We start from the raw sequence: 25116 nt of genomic DNA on the forward strand, positions 1-25116 counted from the left end.
CGGTTGGGCACCGCCCTCAATCGAGACGCCGGCGGTGGGACCTAGCCCACCTTTTCGCCGTGCGCCTGCTTGTCGGCGTGGTAGGAGGAGCGCACCAGGGGACCGCAGGCCGCATGCTTGAAGCCGATCTGCTCCGCATAGCGGCGGTATTCCTCGAACTCGTCGGGGTGCACGTAACGCTGTACCGGCAGGTGTTCCTTGCTGGGCTGGAGGTACTGGCCAATGGTGAGCATATCGATGTCGTGCTCGCGCATATCATCCAGTACCCGGAAAATCTCTTCCTTTTCCTCACCCAGGCCCACCATCAGGCCGGACTTGGTCAGCACATCCGGGCGACGTTTCTTGTATTCCTTGAGCAGCTTCAGGGACCACTTGTAGTTGGCGCCCGGGCGGGACTCACGATAGAGGCGCGGCACCGTCTCCAGGTTGTGGTTGAACACATCCGGGGCCTCGGCTTCAAGGATATCCAACGCCACATCCATCCGGCCGCGGAAATCCGGCGTGAGGATTTCCACCTGCAGGTTGGGGGAGTGCTCACGGGCAGTACGAATGCATTCCGCAAAGTGCTGGGCACCACCATCGCGCAGGTCGTCTCGGTCCACGGAGGTGATCACCACGTAGCGCAGGCTCATGGCCGCGATGGCCTCGGCCAGGTGCTTGGGCTCTTCCGGATCCAGCGGATTGGGCTTGCCGTGGCCGACGTCGCAGAAAGGACAACGGCGGGTGCAGATCTCGCCCATGATCATGAAGGTAGCGGTACCACCGCTGAAGCACTCGTGCAGGTTCGGGCAGCTGGCCTCCTCACACACGGTGGCCAGCTTCTGCGAACGCAGGATTTTCTTGATCCGGTCCACTTCCTTCGAAGCCGGCACCTTCACCCGGATCCAGTCCGGCTTGCGCAGTACCTGGTCACTGGCAATCACCTTGACCGGGATGCGCTCAACCTTTTCGCCATCCCGCAGTTTCTCGCCCTGCTTCAGTCGGCGGGTCCGTTTTACCGGTACCAGGTCGGGCTTCTCAGTTCTGGAATCGTCAGCCATTACTCGTTTCCTGCTCCTCTTTGCCCTTTTCAGGGGCGCTTGCACGCGCAAAAATTTGCTCGTCTACCGGTTGCCAGTCGGCTGCCGGCAGCGAGAGTGCACGAAGCAGTTCGCGCACGAAAATATCCGCTATCTGCGACCAGGCAGGTGTCGGTTGAATCAGCTCGGCCATCTGCACCATCTGCATGCCCGCGTAGCCGCAGGGGTTGATCCGCAGGAAGGGCGCCAGGTCCATATCAATATTGATGGCAATGCCGTGGAAACTGCAGCCGCGGCGCACGCGCAGGCCGATCGAGGCAATCTTACTGCCCGCCCGCGGCCCATCCGTGAGGTAGACACCGGGGGCATCGGCACGGGGTGCCGCAACAATACCGTACTCGGCCAGCATGGCCACTGTCGCCTGCTCCAGGCCCGAGACCAGGTCCCGTACTCCCACCTTGATCCGGCGCAGGTCCAGCAGCGGATAGACCACCAGCTGTCCCGGGCCGTGGTAGGTCACCTGCCCGCCGCGATCCACCTGCACCACCGGGATATCCCCGGTATTGAGCAGGTGCTCGGCCTTGCCGGCCTGGCCCTGGGTGAATACCGGCTCGTGCTCGACACACCAGATCTGGTCTGCGCTGTTCTCGTCGCGCCGATCGGTGTAGCTGGACATGGCGCGCCAGACGGATTCGTAGTCGCGGCGCCCGAGGTTACAAACCCTGGTCATCACATCACCATATGGACGGAGGGGTGGGCCTTCAGCTCATCGAACAGGGCCTGCAGCTGGGGCTCGCCGGTGGCGAGGATATAGAAAGTCATCGAGGTAAAGCGACCGTTGCGACTCTCCCGCAGCGTGACGCGGTCCTCATCGAGGTCCGGCGCATGGCGGCGCATCACCTCTAGGACAAATTCATGGGTCTCATCATCGGAATCCCGCACCACTTTGACCAGGTAGTCTTCACAGGGGAATTCGATCTTCGGGGGCTGCTGGCTTTGATCTTGGCTCATTGCACTCTCTCCGGGCCGCATAATTGCACATTAAATAAACACAGTAGCGGCCGGGCGGCGATTATACAGCCCCGGGAGTGGAGTGGACAGGGATCACAGGATTTGGCGGGAACCGCACAGTTGGCGGCGAAAATGTCCGCCCCCGCGCCCCGCATCAGGGGCACAGGGGGCGGACAGGAGAGTTATTCGAAGAAGCTCATCACGAAGCGTTTCAGGGCATCCCACATACGCTTGAAGAACCCGGCCTGCTCCACCTCTTCCGCGGCAACGGCACGAACATCTGCGACCGTTTCACCATCAAGGGTCACGACCACCTTGCCCAGCTGTTGGCCCTTCTTGATCGGTGCCTCCAGCTCGCCATCGATGATCAGGTCAGCCTTGATGCTCTCCTCGCCACCGCGGGGAATGGTGACGAAAACATCTTTCTCCACCGCGATGCCCACCTGGGGCTCCTTGCCACCCCAGACACGCTCGCTCTGCAGCACATCGTCGGCACTGTATACCTTGTGGGTCTGGTAGTAGCGAAAGCCGTAGGCCAGCAGTTTCTGGGACTCGGCAGCGCGCTTGTCATCGCTATCGGTTCCCAGTACCACGGAGATCAGGCGCATGCCCCGCTTCTGCGCGGATGCCACCAGGCAGAATCCGGCGGCCTCGGTGTGGCCGGTCTTGATACCGTCCACTGCATTGTCGCGCCACAACAGGCGATTGCGGTTGGGCTGGTTGATACCGGCGTAGCTGAAATATTTCTCGGAGTAGATCTGGTAGTGCTCGGGGTGATCATTGATCAGTGCCCGTGCCAGCGTCGCTAGGTCACGCGCCGTGGTCATATGCCCCTCGGCCGGCCAGCCGGTAGCATTCTTGAAGCTGGTATCGCGCATCCCCAGCAGCTCTGCCTGCTGGTTCATCACCTCGGCAAACACTTCCTCGCTGCCGGACACGTATTCCGCCAGTGCGATACTGGCATCGTTACCGGATTGGATGATAACACCGCGCAGCAGGTCGATCACCGGCACCTTGTCACCGACCTTGACGAACATCTTGGAGCCGCCTTTCTTCCAGGCCTTCTCCGAGATGGGGACCAGGTCCGTTTCCTTGATGCTGCCTTTCTCGATCTCCTCCGAGACGATATAGGCAGTCATCATCTTGGTCAGGCTGGCCGGCGGCACCTGCTTGTCCGCATTGTGCTCCACCAGCACCTGCCCGGTGTGGGCATCAACCAGCAGGTAGGCGGTCGCGGCCAGCTGGGGCGGCGCGGGAATCAGCGGCTGTTCAGCAACGGCTACGCCGGTGGTCAACGTCAGTAGCAGGCTGGCAAAAAGGCGCTTAAGCATGGCTGAAAGTCTCATTATTCCTCATGTCAGTTGGATATCCATACAAATCGGGCCGCTCTTCCGGCCCGGCTGTTCGCGGCGACCCCCACTGGGCCCATATGCCGCTCAGTCGTAAACGACCTGGGGGGTGCCGAGACGGTTCTCCTCGACCGACTCGCGCAGCGCCACCAGCGCGCGTTGCTGGGCAATGGGCCCGATACGCACCCGGTAGAGCGTTGTGCCGTCAGCCCGAACCGGACTGACCGATACAGGATAGTCGACCACAGCCGATACCTGCCCGCGTATGCGATTAGCCTGGGTGGCGTCGCTGAACGCGCCCACCTGCAGGAAAGTATTATCAGGCAGCTTGAAGCTGGCATCCTGGGCCAGGGCTTCCCTGGCGGCCACATCCTTTTCACGGACCAGCGTCTCATTCGCGGCCGGCAGGGTCTGCGGGTCGATGGCCGTCACTTCCACCCGGGCCACCCCCTTGTCGATATACCCCAGCTTCTGTGCCGCGGTATAGCTAAGATCAATGATGCGGCCCGGCACAAACGGTCCGCGGTCGTTGACCCGCACGATCACGCTGCGACCGTTCTCGAGGTTGGTTACCTTGGCATAGCTGGGCAGCGGCAGGGTTTTGTGCGCCGCGGACATGGCGTACATATTGTACACCTCGCCATTGGCGGTACGACGGCCGTGGAACTTGGTGCCATACCAGGACGCATGGCCGCGCTCACTATAGCCCTTGACGCCTCGCAACACCGAATACCTGACACCGTTCACCACATAGGGGGATTTGTTGCCCGCCTTACCGATGGGCTCCCGGACCGGGGTCGGTTCCGGCGCCGCCAGCATATCCACTGGCTGCGGCGGACCACTGTCCTTGACCGTATCCGGCGCCGGGCCCGGAACCGGTTTGCGTGTTGGCTTCTGGGCCTGGTGGCTACACGCCGCCAGCGCCAGCACGGCAATCATCGCCGCAATTCGCGAATTGGTAAGAATCATGGTCCCCCCACATACGGTGCCCAACCGCACACCCACTAGTTATTGGATTTGAACAGGCAAAGAAGAAAATCAGGTCAAATTGATTCTTTTCTGGTTATTTGGTTCAGTCTAAATACACGAATCCCGCGAGTTCCAGGCGGAAGGAAGCGGGATTCGGGGCCATTCGGCACTCGCGCGATCAGGAACGGCCGCCGCGCGCCTTGACGATTTCCTGGGCCAGGTCGTAACCGGCCATGGCGTACAGGCGGCTGCGATTGTAGCGTGTTATGACGTAAAAGTTTTTGAGCCCGATCCAGAATTGCTTACCGTTTTCGGTCTGCAGTGAGAAAACATTGGCCACCATATCGTCCTCGACCTGGGTAGTCGCCGGGAACCCCTTCTCCGCCAGCTGGCCGACGGTCCACTTGGGCTCAAGTGAGTCGTTGACGATGGTCATGTCCGCATTCGGGCGCGGGTTGGCCAGCACAGTCACCGGCTCCAGCGGCAACCAGCCATGGCGGGCCAGGTAGTTGGCGACACTGCCGATGGCATCCTCGGTATCGCGCCAGATATCGACGCTGCCGTCGTTGTTGAAGTCCACCGCATAGGCGCGGTAACTGGAGGGCATAAACTGGCCGAAGCCCATGGCACCGGCGTAGGAGCCCTTGAGTTCGCGGGGATCCATGTTCTGGTCGCGGGTCAGCAACAGGAAGTTTTCCAGCTCCTTGGTAAAGAACTTGGAGCGGCGTGGATAGTTGAAGGCCAGGGTCGCCAGGGCGTCCAGCACACGATAACCGCCCATATTGCCACCGTAGCGGGTCTCGATGCCGATAATGGCGACAATCATCTCCGCCGGCACGCCGTAGCGCTTTTCCGCCTCGGCCAGTGCATTGGCATTTTTGTCCCAGAAATCCACTCCACCGCTGATGCTCCGCGGGGTGACAAACAGCTTGCGGTATTCATACCAGGGCTTGGCTTTTTCCGCCGGGCGCTGGATAGCCTTGAGGATCGAATCCTTGCGCTTGGCCTCGCGCATCAGCTGGGACATTTCCTCGCGGTCGAAATCGTGTTCGGACACCATGTAATCGACAAAGGCCTGCGCCTCCGGGTTGTCCGCATGGCCGGGCTCCTGCGCGCATGCGGCGAGCACGAGCCCCATCCCTGCCAGTAATCCTGTGGTCCACTTCAAAACAACCGCTCCTGTTCTCATATAGTGCTTCTCTACGTCCAAGTTTTTATTTACTACAGCAGACCACCCACAATGATGGCAGCTGACGGCACTAAAACGACACCCGTCGCCTTTCCGTGCCTATGGCCATGAGGATACCGAAGCCCGCCATCAGGGTGATGACTGAAGTGCCGCCGTAACTCACCAGCGGCAGGGGCACCCCCACCACTGGCAGCAATCCGGTCACCATGCCGATATTCACAAACACATAGACAAAGAAAGTCAGCGTAATACTCCCCGCCAACAATCGCCCGAATACATCCTGGGCCATAAAACTAATATAGATCCCCCGGGCAATGATCAGCACGTATAGCAGGAGAAGCAACAAAGCACCGCGCATGCCCCATTCCTCGGAGAGTACCGCGATGATGAAATCGGTATGGCTCTCCGGCAGGAAATCCAGCTGCGACTGTGTTCCCTGCATATACCCCTTGCCGTAGATGCCGCCGGAACCGATCGCAGCCTTGGACTGGAAGATGTTCCAGCCGGCGCCAAGCCGGTCTGCATCCGGGTTGAAGAGGGTGAGAATGCGCTGGCGCTGGTAATCCCGCAGGCCCCACTGCCAGATCGGCCAGGCTGCCATCAGCAGCGCCAGCAATGCGCCGCCGATCATGCGCCAGCTGAGGCCGGCCAGGTAGAGGGCGAACACACCGGAGGCTGCGATGAGGATCGAGGTACCCAGGTCGGGTTGCTGGACGATCAGCGCCGCCGGTATGGCGGCAATCGCCAGGGCGCCGGCGATGCTGATCAGTGATGGCGGCAGGGTGCGCTTGTGCAGGAAGGCCGCCACCGACATTGGCACCGCCAGCTTGAGGGCCTCCGAGGGCTGGAAGCGGAAACCGCCAATCTCCAGCCAGCGCTGCGCGCCCTTGGCCCCCACCCCCACATAGAGCACCGCCACCAGCAGGCAGCAGCCAATGACATACAACCAGGGCGACCAGCGCCGGTACATATCCGGTGGTATCTGGGCGGCCACCAGCATGCCGGCGAAGGCGACCCCCATAAAGATCGCCTGGCGGCGCACATGGTGAAACTCCCCCCCGGAGGCACTGTAGAGCACCACCAGGCCGGTACCGCATAGAATCAACAACAGCACCAGCAGGGGTACGTCGATATGCCAGCGGCGCGACAGGCTGACCGGGCGGCTGAGGCTGCTGTGGGAATCCGGCAGCCGGTGCATGAAATCGCGACTAGCCACTGGTCACCTCCTCCCCGGTTTTCGTGTGGGCGCGTGCTGTTTCCTCGAGCGGGCGCGATATCCAGTCGGCAAACAGCTCCCGCGCCACCGGCGCGGCAACGCCGCCACCGGTCTCACCATTTTCCACCAGCACCGCCACAGCGATCTGCGGATCATCCACCGGGGCAAAAGCGATAAACAGGGCGTGGTCCCGGTGACGCTCTTTCAATGCTTCGGAATCGTATTGCTCCCCCTGGGCGATGCCCACCACCTGCGCCGTGCCGGATTTGCCGGCGACGCGGAAATCCAGGTCAGCACCGGCCTTCTTGCCGGTACCCTTCTGGTGATAGACCACCGACTCCATGCCCTCAAAAATCAGGTCCCAGTTCTCTTCGCTGGCCTCGACGTGGTGCAGCACTTCCGGCGGCTGCTCGACACCGTCAATCGCCATTACTACCTGCGGTTTGAAGTGCGTACCGCGGTTGGCCATGGTGGCGGTCATCACCGCCAGCTGCAGCGGCGTGGCCAGCACAAAGCCCTGGCCCAAGACGGCGTTCAGGCTGTCCCCCGGGAACCAGGGCATGCCGCGGGCGCCGCGCTTCCAGGCCCGCGACGGGAACAGGCCCGGCCGCTCGATGGGGAGGTCGATCCCGGTCCTCGCGCCGAGGCCGAAGCGGGTGGCGATGTCGTGCATACCGTCGATGCTCCAGCGGTGTGCGGTGTCATAGAAGAAGACATCACAACTCTCGGTCAGGGCCTGGATCAGGTCGATCTTCTCCCCGTGCCCCCAGCGCTTCCAGTCCCGGTACAGCCGGGTGTCGTTGGGCAGCCGGTAGAATCCCGGGTCCTTCACCTCGGTCTCGCGGTCAATCACACCGGCGGCCAGCGCACCCAGGCCCATCATCGGCTTGAGCGTCGACCCCGGCGGGTACTGGCCCTGCAGGGCACGGTTGAACAGGGGCACATCGAGGGAATCACTCAGGGCCCGGTAATCCTTGAAGCTGATGCCGGTCACGAAGAGGTTGGGGTCAAAGGACGGCTGGCTGACGAATGCCAGGACACCGCCATTCTTCACATCCAGGGCCACGACAGCACCGCGGTTATCGCCCAGGGCTTCAGTGGCCACCTGTTGCAGGCGGGCGTCCAGGTGCAGGGTCAGCTCGCTGCCAGGCTTGGGATCGTGGCGCTCCAGCACCCGCAGGACCCGGCCGCGGGCGTTGGTCTCCACATTCTCATAGCCCACTTCCCCGAGCAGCACATCCTCATAGGAGCGCTCCAGCCCCACCTTGCCAATACTCTGGGTACCGCGGTAGCGCCGCACGTCCTCCTCGGTAAAGCTGGACAGCTCCCGGTCGTTGATACGCCCGACATAGCCGACACTGTGGGCAAACAGCTTCTTGAGGGGGTAATAGCGCACCAGCTCCGCCTCCACCGACACCCCCGGCAGGCGAAACTCATTGACACTGATGCGGGCAATTTCCTGCTCGGACAGGCGAAAGCGCAAGGGGATTGGCTGGAAGGGCCGACGGCGCTCCAGGCGGTCGCGGAATTTCTTGACGTCACTCTCGTCGAGCTGCACCAGGCGACCGATCAGTTCCAGGGACGCATCCAGGTCGGAGACCCGCTCCATCACCAGGGACAGCGTATAGCTGGGCCGGTTGTCCGCCAGCATGGTGCCGTTGCGATCGTAGATCAGGCCGCGGGTGGGGGGCACCGGACGCACCTGGATACGGTTCTCGTCCGACTGGGTGCGGTAGTCCTCGTAATTGACCACCTGCAGGTGATAGAAGCGCGCCACCAACACAGAAAGCAACGCCACCACACCCGCCAGCGCCACCAGCATACGATGGCGGAACAGCCGCTGCTCGGTGTGGCGGTCTTTGAGTTGCAGATCTTCGACCATGGGAATTCGCTGGCGATACTCAGGCTAAGTGGCGCAAAAATTGTCTATTTTGCATACATTATCACAACTGACCAGCGATTAATGGGCAGTGGTCATCACTGCCCAGACAGGCCAGCCGCGGTTGTCGGGTCACTTGTGGTAGGGATGACCGGTCAGCAGGGTCCACGCACGATATAGTTGCTCCGCGAGCACCACGCGCACCAGCGGGTGCGGCAGTGTCAGGGGCGAGAGCGACCAGCGCTGGCGGGCCCGCGCGAGCGCCTCGTCAGCAAGCCCGTCGGGGCCGCCGACCAGCAGGCTGACGTTTTCCCCCAGCATCTGCCAGTCCGCCAGCTGGCGGGACAGCTGCTCGGTGGACCAGGGCTTGCCCTTCACGTCCAGCGCCACCACATGCTCTCTCGGGCCGAGTGCGGCCAGCATGGACTCCCCCTCCTTGCGCCGGGCCTTTTCGACCAGCGCCGGCGAGTTTTTCTGGCCCCGCTGCCCCAGGGGGATTTCCACCATCTCGAGGGTCATCTCCCGCGGCAGGCGGCGGGCATACTCGCTGTAGCCCTCCTGCACCCAGCCCGGCATCTTTCCGCCGGCGGCCAGGATACGGATCTTCACTGCTTGCCGTCGCGCGATGCCGGGGTCATGGACCAGAGTTTCTCCAGCTCGTAGAAGCTGCGCGTCTCGGCCTGCATCACGTGCACCACCAGGTCGCCGTAGTCCACCAGTACCCAGTCGCTCTGCTCCATGCCCTCGACACCGATCGGCCGGATACCGGCTTTTTCCCGGACCTCGTCCACCACGTTATTGGCCAGCGACTTCACCTGGCGATTGGAGGTGCCGGTGCAGATCACCAGCGTGTCCATCACGTCGCTCAGCTCCGAAACATCCAGGGCCACAATGTCCTGGCCTTTCAGGTCCTCGAGCGCGGTAACGGCAATATCTTTAATCTTTGTCATAACACCTTAATTCTGGCCGGCACCATCGCCGGCCCCTGTATAGAGTTGATTGTCTTCAATGTACTGTAAGACCGCCGCCGGCAGCAGGAAGCGCGGCGAGCGGCCGTCCGCCACCAGCTGGCGGATATGTGTGGCCGAGATCGGCAACAGGGTCTGCTCGCGCAGCACCAGGCGGCCGCGGGGTTCCGAGAGCAGGTGGCTCACCTCGCCGGCATGCCGCTCCATCAGTACCGCCACCTCCTCGTGGCCCGGCCCCGAATTCCGGTGTGGCAGCTGCCAGCCCGGACGCGTCACCACCACCAGGTGGGCCAGCTCCAGCAGGTGCTCCCAGCGGTGCCAGGACGGCAGCGTGAGCAGCGAGTCCAGGCCCATGCAGAAAGCCAGCGATACCTCTTCTCCCAGCTCCGCACGGAGCTCCTCGAGCGTATCCACGGTATAGGTGTCGCCAGCCCGCCGCAGTTCACGTTCATCCAGTTGCAGTTCACTGCAACCCCGCAGGGCGATCGCCAGCATCTCGCGGCGATGCGCCCCCGATACCCCGGGGGTCTCGCGGTGAGCGGGGCGATGGCTGGGCAGCATACGCATTTCGTCGACCCCCAGCGCCTCTTTCAGTTCCAGCGCCATGCGCAGGTGGCCGAAATGCACCGGGTCAAAGGTACCGCCGAACAGCGCAATGGAGCGAAGTCTGCGCGCATCCGCCATGGCTGCCTCCCCTGTCCCCGTCACCACTCGCGCCGGCTCACTGGCGAACCTGCCCGTCGCCCAGCACAATCCATTTCTGTGAAGTGAGCCCCTCCAGTCCCACGGGGCCGCGGGCGTGGATTTTATCCGTACTGATACCGATTTCAGCCCCCAGGCCGTATTCAAAGCCATCGGCAAAACGCGTCGACGCATTCACGATCACAGAGCTGGCGTCAACCTCGGCCAGGAAACGCCGGGCACGACTGTAGTCCTCGGTGACAATGGCCTCGGTATGCCCGGAGCCGTAACTGGCGATATGCTCCATGGCGCCATCAATGTCTGCCACCACCCGGATCGCCAGGATCGGCGCCAGGTACTCCTCACTCCAGTCGCCCTCGCTGGCCTCGGCGCAGTCACCCAGCACCTGCCGGGTACGCGGGCAACCACGCAGTTCCACGCCCTTGTCACGGTAGGCCGCAGCCAGTCGCGGCAGGATATCGTCGGCAACCCCGTCCGCCACCAGCAGGGTTTCCATGGCGTTGCAGACGCCGTAGCGATGGGTCTTGGCATTCAGGGCAATATTGAAGGCCTTGTCACGATCGGCGCGGTCGTCGATATACACATGGCAGACGCCGTGCAGGTGCTTGATCACCGGTACCCGCGCATCGCGGCTGACCCGCTCGATCAGGCCCTGGCCACCGCGGGGGACAATCACATCCACGTACTCGGGCATGCTGATCAATGCCCCCACGGCCGCGCGATCGGTGGTATCCACCACCTGGACCGCAGTTTCCGGCAGGCCGGCCTCCCCGAGACCAGCGGCGATGCAGGCGGCAATGGCGCCATTGGAGTGCAGGGCCTCACTGCCACCACGCAGGATCGTGGCATTGCCGGACTTCAGGCACAGGCTGGCAGCATCGACCGTCACGTTGGGGCGCGATTCATAGATGATGCCCACCACACCCAGTGGCACACGCATCCGGCCCACCTGGATACCGCTGGGCCGGTAGGCCATGTCCTCGATCTCGCCAACCGGGTCCGGCAACTCGGCGATCTGCTGCAGGCCAGCGATCATCGCGTCGATGCGCTCGTCGTTCAGCTCCAGCCGGTCGAGCAGTGCCGCGTCCAGGCCACTGTCGCGGCCGGCCTGCATATCCCGCGCATTGGCTTCCCTGACCGCCTCACGGTCACTATCCAGTCGCGCCGCGATCGCCCGCAGGGCACGGTTCTTGGTGGCCGTATCCGCCCGGGCCATCAACCGCGAGGCGGCGCGGGCGGCACGCCCCATCCCTGCGATACGTTCCTCGGCGGACTGCTGCCCGGCCTCTGCCGGGGTACTGGCGCTGTTCACTATGGCTCTCCGTGCTGTTTACTGCATGACCGGTAATAAATAAGGCCGCGCAGTATAACGCACCGACAGCGCAATGCGGCCAAACGGCAGCGCGGAATGAAACCCGGCCGGGCTGCGGGCTACTCCCGGGTCCAGCGGTCCAGGTTGGATGCGATGGTGGCGAGGCGCTCCAGCGGGTCCCCGGTACCCAGCAAGTCGATCCGCACGCTGTCCTCCAGCGGCAGCAGCTGGGCCAGCTGCCACGACAGGGCATCCGCAGAGTCGACCGGGGAAAACTTGAGGGACAGCATGGCGGCGTGGTCTTTCAGCTCTTCCAGCATTGCCAGCAGGCCGTCGCACTCCGGGGGGACGGGCCGCTCCGGCTCGTCGGGCAGCCACTCCACATCGCCCAACAACAGGCCATCCTCCGCCCGCCGGGTGTCCAGTAGCCGGAAGCGGCGCTGGCCGAGCACGTCCACATGCAACAGGCCCTCGTCGCCCTGGCTCCAGTCGACAATCTGCACTTCCACGCCAACCGGCCAGACCTGCGCCCGCCCCACCTCACTGCCGTCGCGAATCAGCACCACCCCGAAGCCGGTACCGGATTTCAGTGATTCACTCACGAGCCGCAGGTAGCGCTGCTCAAAAATCCGCAATGGCAGGGTGATGCCGGGAAACAACGCGACACGCAGGGGAAACAGGGGGATCTGCTGCAAAACGGGCTCTCACTCCGGACCGGTAACTCATTAAAAGATAACATCTGCCGTCCGCCAGCCCACCCCCGAAAAAGAATTTTGTGCCATCTGGTCTAGACTCTAGGAAAAGTGGTTGTGGAGAATGCCCATGCGGTGGCAGAAAGGTCGCAGAAGCAGCAATGTGGAGGACCGCCGCGGCGAATCCGGGGCCGGGGGCGCCGGTGGCCTGGGTAACCTGCTGGCCCTTGCGCCGCTGTTGCTCCGCAGCAAGACCGGCTGGATCATCCTGGCGGTACTGGCACTGTTCTACCTGTTCGGCGGAAACCAGCTCTTTACCGGCGCCCCCCGGGAAGCCCCCCCGGGGCTGGACAGCGGCCAGGCTGGCCAGCCCGGCACGGCAGCGGGCTCCGGCAGTGATACGGTGGCGGACTTTGTCTCGGTCGTGCTCGCCGACACCGAGGACACCTGGGGCAAGCTGTTCCAGACCGCCGGTTCCCGCTATACCCCCCCCAAGCTGGTCCTCTATGACGACATGATTCGCTCCGCCTGCGGCACCAACTCCTCCGCCGTGGGGCCCTTCTACTGCCCTGGCGACGGCAAGGTCTACCTGGACCTGGATTTCCTCGGTGAACTGCGCAGGATGGGTGCTTCCGGTGACTTTGCGTTTGCCTACGTCATCGCCCACGAGGTCGGGCACCATGTGCAGAACCTGCTGGGCACGTCCCAGAAAGTGCAACAGGCGCGCATGCAGTCTGACAAGGCCACCGGCAATCGCCTGTCCGTCATGCTCGAGCTGCAGGCCGACTGCTACGCCGGCGTCTGGGCCTTCTATGCACACCGTGACCGCCAGATGCTGGAGCCCGGCGATATCGAGGAAGGCCTGGCCGCTGCCTCGGCGGTTGGTGATGACGTGATCCAGCGTCGCTCCGGCCGGGCGATCACGCCCGACGCCTTCACCCATGGCAGCGCCGAGCAGCGCATGTTCTGGTTCAAGCGCGGCTTCACCACCGGGGACGTGAACCAGTGCAATACATTCGCTGCCATGTCCGGCCAATAACGCACGCTTCACACGCAATATTGAGAATGCGGCTGCTAAGCTCACACCGCATCCGCTATCATCGACAACCTTTCAGACCAATTGGAGAAATACCATGCCGAAAGCCACTGCGCGCCACATCCTGGTAGAGACGGAAGAAAAGTGCCAGGAACTGAAAAAGAAAATCGAGGAGGGTGGCGACTTTGCCGCTATCGCCCAGGAACAATCCAAGTGCCCTTCCGGGCGCAACGGCGGCGACCTTGGGGAGTTCAGCAAGGGACAGATGGTGCCGGAATTCGATGAGGCCGTGTTTACCGGTGAGCTGAATAAAGTCCTGGGGCCGATCAAGACACAATTTGGCTATCACCTGGTAGAGGTCACCAGTCGCAGCGACTGATCAATTGCCTGCGCCCACTGAGACCAACGGCCCAGGGGGCGCAGCTATTGTCACTTTATGTCAATGCACCCTCTCGGGCTATCGGGCGCTCGCCAACCCTGGTCCATCTCACTCGGCCACCGCGCGGGCTTCGCCTTCCCCTTCAGTCACCACTGCGGGCTTTCCCCGCGCCTCCGGGGCCGTCAGCGGCCTGATCAGCAGCAGCAACAGCGGCAGCAGGGTCAGGGAACCCAGCAGCGCTGCCGACATAGCCAGGGCGGTCAGCAGGCCAAAGTAGATCGACGGCACGAACTTTGACAGTGCCAGGATCGAGAAGCCGGCAATAATGGTAACCGCGGTGTAGAACATGGCCCGGCCGATGGTCGCATGGCTGCGGTGCATGGTCGCTACATAATCGCCGTCTTTGGCAAACTCTGCGCGGAACCGGTACAGGTAGTGGATCGCATGGTCCACACCGATCCCCACGGTAATCGCCGCGATGGTGATGGTCATCATATCCAGCGGGATCCCCGCCAGGCCCATCCCGCCGAGCACCACGGTGGCCGCCAGCATATTGGGAATCAATGCGATGATCGCCAGCCACAGCGAGCGGAACAGTACCAGGAACATCAGCAGAATACCGATAAACACAGCACCCAGGGTGAGGATCTGCGACTTGAACAGGCTCTGCAGCATGTTGTTGTAGAGCACCAGCAGGCCGGTCTGGCGGATATTCTCGGGTGCGATGCCCAGGTCGTTGTGCGCGTAATCGTAGATACGCTGGATCAGCTCATCGCGGCGCAGGTTCGGGTCTGTCTCCATGACCCGCAGGGTGATCCGTGCCTGGTTGTGCTCCAGGGACAGGTACGGCTCAACCAGTACATCGGTGATTTCCTGCGGCAGGCTGGTACGGGCCACGGCCAGCTCAAAATCGTTCAGCGGGCCGTTATTCAGGTCGCGCGCCACCTTGTACAGGGTCGCCAGCGACTGCACCTTGCCGATTTCCGGCTGTTTCTCCAGGTAGTCGTGCAGCTTCTCGATCTTGTTGAGGCCGGCCACGGTAAACCAGTAGCTGTCCTGCACGCCCTGCCCCTCTGATGCAAAGGGGTCCTCCTCCACCGCGAAAGGATCCTCGGCCTCGCCATACTCATCACCGCCTTCCGCAGCGAAGGGATCCTCCTCTCCCTCGAAGGCAGGCTCTTCCTGCTCCGGCTTGTCGAGGATGATGTCCAGCGTCACCGTACCGCCCAGGCGGCGATCGATCACCAGCATGCCCTGGTAGATCTCGGTGGAGCTGTCGAAATAATCGATAAAGCGGTTTTCCACTCGCAGCTGGGTGGCCCCGGCCACGCTGATTACCGCGGCGACGGCGGCAGCGCCCAGTACGATCCCGCGGCGGCGCTCGGCAAAGCGCGAGAACAACAGGGTGAATGCGTGGGAGTTGTCCTGGCTGACCCCGTCACTGCGCTTGGGCAGCAGTACCAGCGCCGCGGGGATAACCAGGAATGACATCACCAGCGCCAGTGAGACACCAATCACCATCATCCAGCCGAAATCGATCACCGGGCGGATACCACTGACAACCAGCGATGCGAATGCGACGATGGTGGTAAGGGCTGTGTACAGGCAGGGCTTGGCCATAAAGCGCACCGCCGCCAGCGCCAGGTCCTCCCGGGTCCAGTCCGGATTCTGCGCGATGAATTCCCGGTAGCGCACCGACAGGTGGATGGTGATGGCCAGGGTGATGATCAGCAACAGCGCCACAAAGTTGGCGGAGATCACTGTCAGGCGCCAGTCCAGCCAGCTCAGCAGGCCCAGCATGGTCACCGCAGTGACGATACAGGTGGCCAGGGGCAGCAGCACCCAGCGCACCTGGCGGAAAATGATCAGCAGGGTCACGATGATGAACAGCAGGATGCCCACCCCGAACACCACCAGATCGCTCTTGATAAACGCAATCATGTCGGCGGTGATCATGGACACACCGCCCAGGAACAGCTCTGCATCAGCCCGGTAACCGTCGAGGATCCCGCGCACTTCCGCCACGCGCTCACGGGACTCGAGGTCCATCCGGGTGCGGTGCTCCAGGTAAGTCTGGCTGACCTCTTCCAGGCGCGCCGCCTCCGCTTCAGTCAGGCCCTCCTCATTGCGCTTGCGGCGCAGGGCATCCCGCTCGCGCACCAGCTCGATACCGCGCTGGTCCAACTCCAGGTTTACCAGCAGCGCCGTGGTCTGGCCGTCGGGACTCAGGATCAGGTCGCGGTAAATAGGGCTAGACAGGAACTCCTTGCGCGCCTTGTCCTTGTCGGTACCCGGCGTGGACAGGGTGCGGATACCATCGGAGATTTCCGAGATGGCGGGCTTGGGGCTGTACAGCAGCGGCACGTCCAGGATCGTCTGTACGCTCTCGACACCGTCCACCTGCACCAGCTCGTCCCGCAGGTTGCCCAGGGTGGCCAGGGACTCGTCCTGAAACAGGTCGCCGTGGCGATACTTGTAGGTAACAACCAGGAAATCGCCGGTAGCGTAGCGCTTGGCGATCTTGCGGTAGTAATCCAGCGCGTCGTCGGTTTCCAGCGTCAGCGAGTCCGCCGAGGCATCGATCTTGAAGCGCGGCAGGCCGGCGGCCGCGACCAGGGTCAGCAGCACCACCACCGCGAGCACCGTCTTCGGGCGCCCGGTTACCAGCTTTTCGTAGAAGGTCTTGAAAGCAGACAGCATAAATTTTCGCTATGTAATCGTAATAACAGGTTCACGCGCGCCGCCAGGCGGCCGTGAACTGCCGGCCACGGGGATACCCGCGGTGACGGCACCGGGCCCGGGAACGCTCATCGGTCCACGTGCCCCAGGTCTCGGTCCGGGAATAACAGATCCCGGACCCGCCGTTTGAGTTCCTTGGGCGAGGGAAATCCCCCGTCCCGCACGCGCTCCCAGATGGGCTGCCCGTCCACGGAAATCTCGAACACTCCCCCGCTGCCCGGCTGCAGGGCCACCTGCTGCAGGTCGTCGGAAAAGGTATATAACAGCTCCTGCGCCATCCAGGTGGCGCGCAGCATCCAGTTGCACTGGACACAGTAATGAATGGTCACCGTGGGCTTCACCGGCCACGCCCTTCGCCGGCGGGCTCGCCCCAGCGCGGCAGCAGGGCCTGCTCCACGCCCAGCTGGTCGAGCAGGCGCGCGACGATAAAGTCCACCAGGTCTTCCACCGTCTGCGGGCGCTGGTAAAAGCCAGGGCTGGCGGGCAACACGGTGGCACCCATGCGCGTCAGCTTGAGCATATTCTCCAGGTGAATCTCCGAATACGGCGCCTCACGGGGTACCAGGATCAGCTGGCGACGCTCCTTGAGCGCCACATCTGCCGCGCGCTCGACCAGGTTGTTGGAGGCCCCGCAGGCGATTGCCGACAGGGTGCCGCCGCTGGCCGGGCAGATCACCATACTGGCCGGGGCACCGGTGCCGGAGGCCACCGGCGAGAACCAGTCCCGCTTGCCGAACAGCTGCAGCTGGCCCTCGCGGGCACCGAAGCGCGCCGCCAGGAAGGCCTCCACTTCGGCATCGCCGCCCTCGGGCAACCGGCAGTCGGTCTCGGTATCAATCACCACCCGCGCAGCGTCGGACAGCAGCAGCCAGACGCGACAGTCCGCCGCCAGCAGGCACTGCATCAGCCGCAGGCCATACTGGGCCCCGGAGGCACCGGTAATCGCAAGGGTGACGGTTTTGCTGAACGGGTTCTGGGACAAATCGGTTTCCCTCAGGAACGGTGCGTCACGACGGTGCGCCGCCGTACTTCTGCTCCAGCGTATCGAGCAGCCGCTGGTGAATACCGCCGAAGCCGCCATTACTCATGATCACAATGTGACTACCCGGTTCGGCCAGGTTTACGGCGGATTCTACCCCAGCCTCTATATTGTCGAAAATCTTTGCCGGCACAGGGGAGTGGTGAACCACATCACCCAATGACCAATCCATGCCCTCCGGTTCATACCAGAGCACCAGGTCGGCGCCGGCACAGGCCTTCGCCAGCCTGCCCTGGTGGATTCCCATACGCATGGTATTGGAGCGCGGTTCAATCAGGGCAATGATGCGGTCACTGCCCACTTTGGCGCGCAGGCCATTGAGGGTGGTTTCAATAGCGCTGGGGTGGTGGGCGAAATCGTCGTACACACTGATATTGCCGACGCGACCCAGGCACTCCATGCGCCGCTTGACTCCCTCGAACTGCTGCAGCGCCTCGGCCGCCACCGCCGGGTCCACGCCCACATGGCGCGCCGCTGCCATGGCCGCCAGGCCATTGCGGACATTGTGCAGGCCGGTAAAGGGCCACTCCACGCGCGCCACTTCAGCCCCGCGGAACTGCACCGCAAAGGCGGTACCGTCGGCAGAGATATTCACGGCACACCAGTCTCCCAGCCGCACACCGTCCTCGCCCTCGCAGGTGAAGCGCTGCACCTCGGTCCAGCAGCCCTGCTCCAGTACCTGCTCGACGGACTCATCGGGCGCAGACACGATCAGGCCATTGCCGGGCACGGTGCGCACAAGGTGGTGGAACTGGCGCTGGATATCCTTCAGGTCATTGAAGATATCCGCATGGTCGAACTCCAGGTTATTGATCACCAGCGTACGCGGGCGGTAGTGCACGAACTTGGAGCGTTTGTCGAAGAAGGCGGTATCGTACTCGTCCGCCTCCACCACAAAGAACGGGGTTTCCCCCAGTCGTGCGGAAACGCCGAAGTTGCGCGGCACCCCGCCGATCAGGAACCCGGGCTTCATATCCGCGCTCTCGAGGATCCATGCCAGCATGCTCGCGGTGGTGGTCTTGCCGTGGGTACCGGATACCGCCAGCACCCAGCGACCGCCCAGGAAGTGGTCACACAGCCACTGGGCGCCGGAGGTATAGGGCAGCCCGCGATCCAGAACCGCCTCCACCGCCGGGTTACCCCGGGACAGCGCATTGCCGATGATCACCAGGTCCGGCGCCGGCTCCAGCTGGGCCGGGTCATAGCCCTCGGTCAGGTGTATCCCCGCCTGCTCCAGCTGGGTGCTCATGGGTGGGTAAACGTTGGCATCGCTGCCGGTCACTTTGTGCCCCTCGGCCACCGCCAGCTGGGCCAGGCTGCCCATGAAGGTGCCGCAGATACCTAATATATGAATATGCATACCGTAAAAGATTGCTCTTGCTGGTCGCGAAGGCGGGCAAGCTTACCACGCCGCCGGGCAACCGTGATTGTCAAATCCCGCCGTTTCCTGTGCAAATGCAACGGCATTCCAGTAAACTCCGCCCCCAAATTTGCCCGTCTCAGCCCCCCTGTAGGATGACTATGCCCAAGAAGAACGCTTTTTACGCACAATCTGGCGGCGTGACCGCCGTGATCAACGCCTCGGCCTGCGGTGTCATCGAGGCCGCCCGCGAACACAGCGACCAGATCGGCAACGTTTATGCGGGCCTGAACGGTATTGTAGGCGCCCTGCGTGAGGAGCTGATCGACGTAAGCCAGGAGAGCGTTGAAACCATCGCTGCCCTGCGCCACACCCCTTCCGGCGCCTTCGGTTCCTGCCGCTACAAGTTGAAGAGCCTGGAGAAGAACCGGGCCGAGTACGAGCGCCTGATCGAGGTCTTCAAGGCCCACGATATCGGTTACTTTTTCTACAACGGCGGCGGTGACTCCGCAGACACTTGCCTCAAGGTCTCCCAGTTGTCCGAGAAGATGGGTTACCCCATCCAGGCAATCCATATTCCCAAGACCGTCGACAACGACCTGCCGCACACCGACAACTGCCCGGGCTTCGGCTCCGTCGCCAAGTACGTGGCCGTATCCACCCGGGAGGCGGCGCTGGACGTGGCCTCCATGTGTGACACCTCGACCAAGGTATTTATCCTCGAGGTAATGGGTCGCCATGCCGGCTGGATCGCCGCCGCCGGCGCCCTGGCGCAGGAGCAGGAAGGCGATGCACCGCACATCATCCTGCTGCCGGAAGTGGCCTTCGACCGGGAGAAATTCCTCGAGAAGGTGCAGAAAACCGTGGATGAAAAAGGTTACTGCGTGGTGGTGGCCTCCGAGGGCACCCAGTATGCCGACGGCACCTTCCTCGCCGACGCCGGCAGTGTGGATGCCTTCGGCCACAAGCAGCTGGGCGGTGTAGCCCCCACCCTTGCCACGATGGTGAAAGAGGAACTGGGCCTGAAATACCACTGGGCCCTGGCCGACTACCTGCAGCGCGCCGCCCGCCACATCGCCTCCGCCACCGATGTGTCGCAGGCCTATGCCGTCGGCCACGCCGCAGTGGAGATGGCGGTAAAGGGCAAGAATGCGATCATGCCCATCATCGTCCGCGACAGCGGCCCCGAGTATGGCTGGTCCATCGGCGAGGCCCCGCTGTCGGAAGTGGCCAACGTGGAAAAGATGATGCCGGAAGATTTTATCAGCGAAGACGGTTTCGGTATCAGCCAGGCCGGCCGCGATTACCTGCTGCCGCTGATCCAGGGTGAGGACTACCCGCCCTACAAGAACGGCATCCCCCACTATGCACGCCTGAAGAAGAAGCTGGTGGAAAAGAAGCTGCCGGACGGCTTCGACGTTTAAGCGTCCTCCTGGCTGCCCTCCCGGCGAACGAAACCCCGCACTGCGGGGTTTTTTCATTTTCGGGCCCCACCAGGGTCAGCGGACACGCCCGGCGAGGATTTCTCCCGCGATCCGGAAGGATTCGAGCCGGGCGTCGTGATCGTACATGGCCCCGGTCACAATCAGCTCGTCGACCCGGGTCCGCTCCAGGAACCGGTCGATCCACGCGGACACCATCTCTTCTGTGCCCACGGCTGTCTCTGCCAGCGCCTGTGCCACCTGCATCCGCTCTGCAGCGGGGGCAATCATTTCCGGATCGTCCACCGGTGGCTTCAGGGGCCCGGGATTACCCCGGCGCAGGGCAATAAACTGCTGCTCGACAGAAGTCATCAGCCTCCGCGCCTCTGGCTCGGAGTCCGCGGCGAATACATTGATCGCCGCCGCAGCGTAGGGGGCATCGAGGTATTGCGAGGGCTGGAATTGCTCCCGGTACAGGTGCAGGGCCCGGTCCAGCATCGCCGGGGCAAAGTGGGAGGCAAAGGCAAATGGCAGGCCCATGGCGGCCGCCAGCTGCGCGCTGTACAGGCTGGAGCCCAGCAACCATACCGGCACCCGCAGCCCGGCACCGGGTACGGCCTGCACCCGCTGGCCCGGCTGTGCCGGCTCGAAATACTGCAGCAACTCCTGCACATCATCGGGAAACTGGTCTGCAGCCGTCATCGGGTCACGGCGCAGGGCCCGCATGGTGGCGCCGTCAGTGCCAGGCGCGCGCCCCAGGCCCAGGTCCACCCGGTCCGGGTAGACCGCAGCCAGGGTGCCGAACTGCTCGGCTATCACCAGTGGGGCGTGGTTCGGCAGCATCACGCCGCCCGCAGCCACACGGATCCTGCGGGTGCCCGCGGCAATATAGCCCAGCGCCACCGAGGTCGCGGCACTGGCGACGCCACCGAGGTTGTGGTGCTCGGCCATCCAGAAGCGCCGGTAGCCCCAGTCTTCCGCATGCTGCGCCAGGTCGAGGGAATTACGCAGCGCGCGCCCGGCATCGCTGTTTTCGGTAATGGGGGACAGGTCAAGCAGGGAATAGGCTTGCACAACAGCTCCTTTCTGCGTCTGGGGAAGGCGCCGGTCACCGGGACCGGTCTTGCTCTGGCCACCGCGCGATAACGCCCCGGCTGCCACGACGGTAGTTGGGGCCCGCCCCGACGGAAATCAAGCGCATCCACGGAATCCCGCACCCGGCCCAAGGCAGTAACAGCGCCAGAGCTGGATGGTCAGCTGGCGCCAGCGCCCCGGTCAATGCAGGTGCCACTGCCCTGCCGGTAAGATAGGCTCACTTGGAGATTACACAACACAGAATAACGACAATGGAAACCGCCATGAAAAAAGCCCTGCTGGCAGTGGCCGGCCTGTCCCTGCTGCTGGCAACCGTACTCCTGGTGCGCACCGCCAGCTACTCGGCCCCGGCACCCGTGGACACAACGGCCGACACCCACGCCCCGGACGAACAGCAGATCGCCCGCCACCTGTCCGAGGCCATCCGCTTTCGCACCATTTCCGCGGACATGGAGTCGGCCAGCACGCGGGCGCAGTTCGCGGCATTTATCGAGTGGCTCGCGGCCACCTACCCCGCCATCCACACCGCCATGCCACCGCAGCAGCTGGGCGTCGACACCGAACATCCCTACACCCTGCTGTTCACCTGGCCCGGCCAGCGCGAGGACCTGGCCCCCATCCTGCTCTCCGCCCACTACGATGTGGTGCCGGTAATCCCGGGCACCGAGGGCGAGTGGCGACACCCGCCCTACGGCGGCATTGTGGACGACACCCATATCTGGGGCCGGGGTACCCTCGATGACAAGGGGGCGGCCATCGCCCTGATGGAGGCCACCACCACCCTGCTGGAAATGGGCTTCCAGCCACAGCGCACCATCTATATCAGCCTGACCAGCGACGAGGAGATCGGCGGCGATCACGGCACCGCCGCCGTGGTGCAGAACCTGCAGGATGAAGGTATTCAGCTGGCCTGGAGCCTGGACGAGGGCTCATTCCTGCTGGACGGCTTTATTCCCGGCGTGGACCAGCCGGTGGCCAGTATCAATATCGCGGAGAAGGGTTACCTGACTGTGGACTTGGTGGCCCGGGGGCGCGGCGGCCACTCTTCCATGCCGCCGCGGGAAACCGCGGTGGATACCCTGGCGGCGGCACTGGTGCGGCTGAAACAGGAACCCCTGCCCGGCGGCCTCGAGGGCGTGGGCGCCGGCATGTTCGATGCGGTGGCCCCGCATATGCCGTTTGGCAAGCGGCTGCTGTTCGCCAACCGCTGGCTGTTCGGCGGCCTGATTGAATCGGTACTGGAAGACCAGCCCGGTACCGCCGCCATGCTCCGCACCACCACCGCTCCCACCATGCTGTCCGGCAGCATCAAGGACAATGTGCTGCCCATCGAGGCGGTGGCCACGGTCAACCTGCGCGTCCACCCGCGGGATACCATCGACGGCATCGTGAAGCACCTGGAACAGGTGATCGACGATGAAAGGGTTAAGGTAAGGGTACGGGAAGGCCGCTCTGCCTCCCGCGTCTCCAGCAAGGATGCCGCGGGCTTCCAGGCAATCGCGGCCGCGAGCCGCGCCACCTACGGACCGCAGGTAATTGCCCCGGGCCTCACCATCGGCGGCACCGACAGCCGCCGCTACGAGGAAGTGGCGGATAACAGCTACCGGTTCAACCCGATGGTGGTCACCAGCGAGGACACCCACGGCTTCCACGGCACCAACGAGCGCATCAGCATCGACAACATAGTCGGCGCCACAAGGTTTTATCGGCAACTGATGGAGGAAGCTGGAAACGAGTAACTCGGCTGGTGCCGGCTCCAGCCCTGGCAAGGCCAGCTGGAGTCGGTGCCCCGGAGCAGCCCGGTTCGCTTCAGGAATAAGCCCACGCAGTGAGAGGCTGCGGTGACAAACTCGGGACAGGAGCGGTGGCTGCTACGCCGGCAGCCACTACAGACTTTACTTTACTTTCAGTAAGCCGATGGCAAAACAGATGGCACCACCAACCATGCCCGCCCAGGCTTCCGCCGGCGAGTCGCCAGTCAGCGCCCGGGTAACCTCCGAACTGGCTGAATCGTAAATGTTGTAGCCCCAGACGACTGCCGCGATGCCCACGACCATCAGCACAACGCCGAGATATTTCTTCTTCATACACCCCCCAATTTCAAAAGCCAGACGCATTGGCAAATGCGTTGGGACTGCTTCCGGGTAAAACTTCCAGGCCTTGTCAAGGCCGGCCAAATCACAACCATAACGAAGCCCCGGAAGTTATGGACAACTATTATGTCAGTCCGAAGTCTGACTATACAGGTGTCTGCTATTCGAGGGTAGCGTGTACCTTGTCGTAGCTACAACTTACCGCTTTCATATATCGCCTCTCATTTTTTGCCATGCTTTACTCACCTTTTAGCTAGAGCACGCCCACACCACTTTAAAGATGCGACAGCAGACAACCTCTACTTTTTATCACCTATTCCGCTTTCTTAACTCTTCTGTGTGAGCTACCCCACAACACTGCCTTTCTTATTATATTGACCATCGCGCATTGCAAAGATAGATAGCGCCGCAAGGTAAACCCAGTTCCACAACATGGAAAAACTGAGCATCACCGCCAGAAATGTACACGCGAGCCGGGCCTGCCAGGTACGCCCCCGGGTAAAGTAGAGAGCAACTGTTACCGAGACAATGATTGAAAACACCATATATGCGGTAAACAGAGACGCAGGAAACGAGAATCCATTGATTGAAACTGACATACTTAACTTTCCTCCCTGAAAAAATGATACATCAACATGACGCATGCGTCCGCGATCTGCGTTAACTTTTTAGCTGGCCGCACCAGCAACGATCCAGATATAAAAAAAGTACAAAACCAGCAGCAGATAACTAAGTGTGAAAACCCCATTTATAGCCCAGATGCCATGCCAAAACATACCATGCAAATTCGCTCGCAAACGGTTTCCATTCCATAGCAATGCTATAGAAGTTGGAACAACCATTATCGCTGAAGCCCCCAGGGCTGGGACTAAGACAAACATGATAACCAACCCCGCCGCCCCGGCAGCAGAACTTCCAGTATCCGGCCCAACTGGATCTAAAAAAATGTAGCCGATAGAAAGCGCTATCAATCCGGTAATCAACCCGGCTAATTTCAGGCCTTTCATATTTCTCCTTGGGACAACTAACGCCCCGCGAAGGGCCGGAGGGCCTTAGCATACTGCCTGTGATTATTAGAGTTGGCGGACTCAGAACCTGGAATCGTTCTCACAGGGAATACCATCATTGTCTCCATCCATTTTTGTATTAGGACAGTTTCTTATGAAGAAAACCGCCTCTTCTCTGGACGTCATTTGGCTACAATGCTGCCGGCCATCACATTTAAACTTTTGATATAAAACCTGGCTAGATTTATCAGCCCCCCTAGATGGAGAAAGTTTGATCGTTTCCATGCCATCAACGGAACGACCGACCTTCTCTACCTCATAATCTCCCCAACGAGCTCCATGAGCAGCGAATTTTTCTTGGTACAGCTTCCAGCCAGCGAATGCTAATAGGCCGAAAATTACTATTTTTTTCATTATTACCACTCAAAGCTCTCACGCCCGGCTTTTGGAGCGGACTTGGAGCCGCGAAGCGGCGGAAAGACTGTTCCAGCCCCACAGGGGCGATAACAGCCGCTTGTATGGTGAAATCCCCCAAAAATTCGGTAAGGTGAGGCCCGTAACTTGCCACGAACAAGTTACCGGCGTGACAGCTCGATGCAGCGCAGGTGCAGGCGATGCCTAGCCCGTTAACAAGCATGTAG

26 protein-coding genes are annotated in these 25116 nt (G+C 62.2%); 4 read left to right on the forward strand and 22 right to left on the reverse strand.

The features are described from left to right. Nucleotides 1-41 precede the first annotated feature (41 nt). The 13 genes from lipA to ACH6CX_RS10665 form a co-directional block, all read right to left on the reverse strand. A complete protein-coding gene (lipA, locus tag ACH6CX_RS10605) occupies nucleotides 42-1040 on the reverse strand; it encodes a lipoyl synthase (protein WP_233006063.1) in 999 nt (332 codons plus the stop codon). Next, nucleotides 1033-1749 carry a lipoyl(octanoyl) transferase LipB gene (gene lipB, locus ACH6CX_RS10610; protein WP_396675387.1) on the reverse strand — a complete coding sequence of 239 codons (717 nt, stop codon included), beginning with the start codon at nucleotides 1747-1749 and terminating at the stop codon, nucleotides 1033-1035. The genes lipA and lipB overlap by 8 nt, the downstream gene beginning before the upstream one ends. Continuing rightward, entirely contained in the window at nucleotides 1749-2030 is a 282-nt protein-coding gene (locus ACH6CX_RS10615; protein ID WP_237064066.1) for a YbeD family protein, read from the reverse strand. The genes lipB and ACH6CX_RS10615 overlap by 1 nt, the downstream gene beginning before the upstream one ends. A 182-nt stretch (nucleotides 2031-2212) precedes the next feature. Next, on the reverse strand, nucleotides 2213-3376 hold the full coding sequence (locus ACH6CX_RS10620) for a D-alanyl-D-alanine carboxypeptidase family protein (RefSeq protein ID WP_370636792.1): 1164 nt from the start codon (nucleotides 3374-3376) through the stop codon (nucleotides 2213-2215). Nucleotides 3377-3466: 90 nt separating this feature from the next. Next, on the reverse strand, nucleotides 3467-4348 hold the full coding sequence (locus ACH6CX_RS10625) for a septal ring lytic transglycosylase RlpA family protein (RefSeq protein WP_305080411.1): 882 nt from the start codon (nucleotides 4346-4348) through the stop codon (nucleotides 3467-3469). Between the two features lie 178 nt (nucleotides 4349-4526). Further along, nucleotides 4527-5516: a lytic murein transglycosylase B gene (gene mltB / locus ACH6CX_RS10630; protein WP_233006067.1), complete on the reverse strand. Its 990-nt coding sequence runs from the start codon at nucleotides 5514-5516 to the stop codon at nucleotides 4527-4529. A gap of 91 nt (nucleotides 5517-5607) precedes the next feature. Continuing rightward, nucleotides 5608-6753, reverse strand: a complete 1146-nt coding sequence (rodA, locus tag ACH6CX_RS10635; RefSeq protein WP_233006068.1) for a rod shape-determining protein RodA — start codon at nucleotides 6751-6753, stop codon at nucleotides 5608-5610. After that, on the reverse strand, nucleotides 6746-8635 hold the full coding sequence (mrdA, locus tag ACH6CX_RS10640; protein ID WP_233006069.1) for a penicillin-binding protein 2: 1890 nt from the start codon (nucleotides 8633-8635) through the stop codon (nucleotides 6746-6748). Before mrdA ends, rodA begins: the two co-directional genes overlap by 8 nt. A gap of 129 nt (nucleotides 8636-8764) precedes the next feature. Next, the gene (rlmH, locus tag ACH6CX_RS10645; protein WP_233006070.1) at nucleotides 8765-9241 is read right to left on the reverse strand and encodes a 23S rRNA (pseudouridine(1915)-N(3))-methyltransferase RlmH; all 477 of its coding nucleotides are present in this window, start codon (nucleotides 9239-9241) and stop codon (nucleotides 8765-8767) included. Then, entirely contained in the window at nucleotides 9238-9582 is a 345-nt protein-coding gene (gene rsfS, locus ACH6CX_RS10650) for a ribosome silencing factor (protein WP_233006071.1), read from the reverse strand. The genes rlmH and rsfS overlap by 4 nt, the downstream gene beginning before the upstream one ends. Nucleotides 9583-9588: 6 nt before the next feature. Further along, on the reverse strand, nucleotides 9589-10284 hold the full coding sequence (nadD, locus tag ACH6CX_RS10655; RefSeq protein WP_233006072.1) for a nicotinate-nucleotide adenylyltransferase: 696 nt from the start codon (nucleotides 10282-10284) through the stop codon (nucleotides 9589-9591). A 37-nt stretch (nucleotides 10285-10321) separates the two neighbouring features. Beyond that, entirely contained in the window at nucleotides 10322-11614 is a 1293-nt protein-coding gene (locus ACH6CX_RS10660; RefSeq protein WP_255701158.1) for a glutamate-5-semialdehyde dehydrogenase, read from the reverse strand. Between the two features lie 119 nt (nucleotides 11615-11733). Beyond that, a complete protein-coding gene (locus ACH6CX_RS10665) occupies nucleotides 11734-12309 on the reverse strand; it encodes an LON peptidase substrate-binding domain-containing protein (RefSeq protein ID WP_233006073.1) in 576 nt (191 codons plus the stop codon). A gap of 127 nt (nucleotides 12310-12436) precedes the next feature. Between ACH6CX_RS10665 and ACH6CX_RS10670 the strand changes: the two genes are divergently transcribed. Beyond that, nucleotides 12437-13345 (forward strand): neutral zinc metallopeptidase, encoded by a 909-nt coding sequence (locus ACH6CX_RS10670; protein WP_233006074.1) that lies wholly within the window; start codon nucleotides 12437-12439, stop codon nucleotides 13343-13345. 94 nt (nucleotides 13346-13439) lie between these two features. Further along, the gene (locus ACH6CX_RS10675; protein WP_233006075.1) at nucleotides 13440-13721 is read left to right on the forward strand and encodes a peptidylprolyl isomerase; all 282 of its coding nucleotides are present in this window, start codon (nucleotides 13440-13442) and stop codon (nucleotides 13719-13721) included. Nucleotides 13722-13829: 108 nt separating this feature from the next. On the opposite strand, the gene ACH6CX_RS10680 is transcribed toward ACH6CX_RS10675, so the two are convergent. The 4 genes from ACH6CX_RS10680 to mpl form a co-directional block, all read right to left on the reverse strand. Continuing rightward, complete coding sequence (locus ACH6CX_RS10680; protein ID WP_233006076.1) at nucleotides 13830-16421, reverse strand: RND family transporter; 2592 nt, start codon at nucleotides 16419-16421, stop codon at nucleotides 13830-13832. Nucleotides 16422-16528: 107 nt separating this feature from the next. Beyond that, the gene (locus tag ACH6CX_RS10685; protein WP_305080412.1) at nucleotides 16529-16801 is read right to left on the reverse strand and encodes a SelT/SelW/SelH family protein; all 273 of its coding nucleotides are present in this window, start codon (nucleotides 16799-16801) and stop codon (nucleotides 16529-16531) included. After that, nucleotides 16798-17442, reverse strand: a complete 645-nt coding sequence (locus tag ACH6CX_RS10690; protein ID WP_255701160.1) for a flavin prenyltransferase UbiX — start codon at nucleotides 17440-17442, stop codon at nucleotides 16798-16800. Before ACH6CX_RS10690 ends, ACH6CX_RS10685 begins: the two co-directional genes overlap by 4 nt. A gap of 25 nt (nucleotides 17443-17467) precedes the next feature. Next, on the reverse strand, nucleotides 17468-18859 hold the full coding sequence (gene mpl / locus ACH6CX_RS10695; protein WP_233006077.1) for a UDP-N-acetylmuramate:L-alanyl-gamma-D-glutamyl-meso-diaminopimelate ligase: 1392 nt from the start codon (nucleotides 18857-18859) through the stop codon (nucleotides 17468-17470). A 161-nt stretch (nucleotides 18860-19020) separates the two neighbouring features. Here mpl and ACH6CX_RS10700 point away from each other — a divergent pair, with 161 nt between their 5' ends. Next, nucleotides 19021-20283 carry a 6-phosphofructokinase gene (locus ACH6CX_RS10700; protein ID WP_237064072.1) on the forward strand — a complete coding sequence of 421 codons (1263 nt, stop codon included), beginning with the start codon at nucleotides 19021-19023 and terminating at the stop codon, nucleotides 20281-20283. A gap of 75 nt (nucleotides 20284-20358) precedes the next feature. On the opposite strand, the gene ACH6CX_RS10705 is transcribed toward ACH6CX_RS10700, so the two are convergent. Beyond that, nucleotides 20359-21354 (reverse strand): LLM class flavin-dependent oxidoreductase, encoded by a 996-nt coding sequence (locus tag ACH6CX_RS10705; protein WP_396675388.1) that lies wholly within the window; start codon nucleotides 21352-21354, stop codon nucleotides 20359-20361. 284 nt (nucleotides 21355-21638) lie between these two features. On the opposite strand from ACH6CX_RS10705, the gene ACH6CX_RS10710 reads away from it, so the two are divergent. Beyond that, entirely contained in the window at nucleotides 21639-23114 is a 1476-nt protein-coding gene (locus ACH6CX_RS10710; RefSeq protein WP_396675389.1) for a M20 family peptidase, read from the forward strand. 156 nt (nucleotides 23115-23270) lie between these two features. On the opposite strand, the gene ACH6CX_RS10715 is transcribed toward ACH6CX_RS10710, so the two are convergent. The 4 genes from ACH6CX_RS10715 to ACH6CX_RS10730 form a co-directional block, all read right to left on the reverse strand. After that, the gene (locus tag ACH6CX_RS10715; RefSeq protein ID WP_237064076.1) at nucleotides 23271-23462 is read right to left on the reverse strand and encodes a DUF3185 family protein; all 192 of its coding nucleotides are present in this window, start codon (nucleotides 23460-23462) and stop codon (nucleotides 23271-23273) included. Between the two features lie 350 nt (nucleotides 23463-23812). Then, nucleotides 23813-24067 carry a hypothetical protein gene (locus ACH6CX_RS10720; RefSeq protein WP_233006083.1) on the reverse strand — a complete coding sequence of 85 codons (255 nt, stop codon included), beginning with the start codon at nucleotides 24065-24067 and terminating at the stop codon, nucleotides 23813-23815. 69 nt (nucleotides 24068-24136) lie between these two features. After that, entirely contained in the window at nucleotides 24137-24475 is a 339-nt protein-coding gene (locus tag ACH6CX_RS10725; protein WP_237064078.1) for a hypothetical protein, read from the reverse strand. 81 nt (nucleotides 24476-24556) lie between these two features. Beyond that, nucleotides 24557-24889 (reverse strand): excalibur calcium-binding domain-containing protein, encoded by a 333-nt coding sequence (locus ACH6CX_RS10730; protein ID WP_237064079.1) that lies wholly within the window; start codon nucleotides 24887-24889, stop codon nucleotides 24557-24559. Nucleotides 24890-25116: the final 227 nt, after the last annotated feature.

It is taken from the genome of Microbulbifer sp. JSM ZJ756 (genome assembly GCF_044383805.1).
Taxonomy (GTDB): domain Bacteria; phylum Pseudomonadota; class Gammaproteobacteria; order Pseudomonadales; family Cellvibrionaceae; genus Microbulbifer; species Microbulbifer zhoushanensis.

Excerpts from the sequence above, each read along its gene's own strand:
- mpl (WP_233006077.1), bottom strand. The coding sequence starts at position 18,859 with ATGCATATTCATATATTAGGTATCTGCGGCACCTTCATGGGCAGCCTG.
- ACH6CX_RS10710 (WP_396675389.1), top strand. The coding sequence starts at position 21,639 with ATGAAAAAAGCCCTGCTGGCAGTGGCCGGCCTGTCCCTGCTGCTGGCA.
- ACH6CX_RS10675 (WP_233006075.1), top strand. The coding sequence starts at position 13,440 with ATGCCGAAAGCCACTGCGCGCCACATCCTGGTAGAGACGGAAGAAAAG.
- ACH6CX_RS10730 (WP_237064079.1), bottom strand. The coding sequence starts at position 24,889 with ATGAAAAAAATAGTAATTTTCGGCCTATTAGCATTCGCTGGCTGGAAG.
- ACH6CX_RS10615 (WP_237064066.1), bottom strand. The coding sequence starts at position 2,030 with ATGAGCCAAGATCAAAGCCAGCAGCCCCCGAAGATCGAATTCCCCTGT.
- nadD (WP_233006072.1), bottom strand. The coding sequence starts at position 10,284 with ATGGCGGATGCGCGCAGACTTCGCTCCATTGCGCTGTTCGGCGGTACC.
- ACH6CX_RS10625 (WP_305080411.1), bottom strand. The coding sequence starts at position 4,348 with ATGATTCTTACCAATTCGCGAATTGCGGCGATGATTGCCGTGCTGGCG.
- rsfS (WP_233006071.1), bottom strand. The coding sequence starts at position 9,582 with ATGACAAAGATTAAAGATATTGCCGTTACCGCGCTCGAGGACCTGAAA.
- ACH6CX_RS10715 (WP_237064076.1), bottom strand. The coding sequence starts at position 23,462 with ATGAAGAAGAAATATCTCGGCGTTGTGCTGATGGTCGTGGGCATCGCG.
- ACH6CX_RS10720 (WP_233006083.1), bottom strand. The coding sequence starts at position 24,067 with ATGTCAGTTTCAATCAATGGATTCTCGTTTCCTGCGTCTCTGTTTACC.
- ACH6CX_RS10620 (WP_370636792.1), bottom strand. The coding sequence starts at position 3,376 with ATGAGACTTTCAGCCATGCTTAAGCGCCTTTTTGCCAGCCTGCTACTG.
- ACH6CX_RS10670 (WP_233006074.1), top strand. The coding sequence starts at position 12,437 with ATGCGGTGGCAGAAAGGTCGCAGAAGCAGCAATGTGGAGGACCGCCGC.
- mrdA (WP_233006069.1), bottom strand. The coding sequence starts at position 8,635 with ATGGTCGAAGATCTGCAACTCAAAGACCGCCACACCGAGCAGCGGCTG.
- lipA (WP_233006063.1), bottom strand. The coding sequence starts at position 1,040 with ATGGCTGACGATTCCAGAACTGAGAAGCCCGACCTGGTACCGGTAAAA.
- ACH6CX_RS10680 (WP_233006076.1), bottom strand. The coding sequence starts at position 16,421 with ATGCTGTCTGCTTTCAAGACCTTCTACGAAAAGCTGGTAACCGGGCGC.
- ACH6CX_RS10700 (WP_237064072.1), top strand. The coding sequence starts at position 19,021 with ATGCCCAAGAAGAACGCTTTTTACGCACAATCTGGCGGCGTGACCGCC.
- lipB (WP_396675387.1), bottom strand. The coding sequence starts at position 1,749 with ATGACCAGGGTTTGTAACCTCGGGCGCCGCGACTACGAATCCGTCTGG.
- ACH6CX_RS10725 (WP_237064078.1), bottom strand. The coding sequence starts at position 24,475 with ATGAAAGGCCTGAAATTAGCCGGGTTGATTACCGGATTGATAGCGCTT.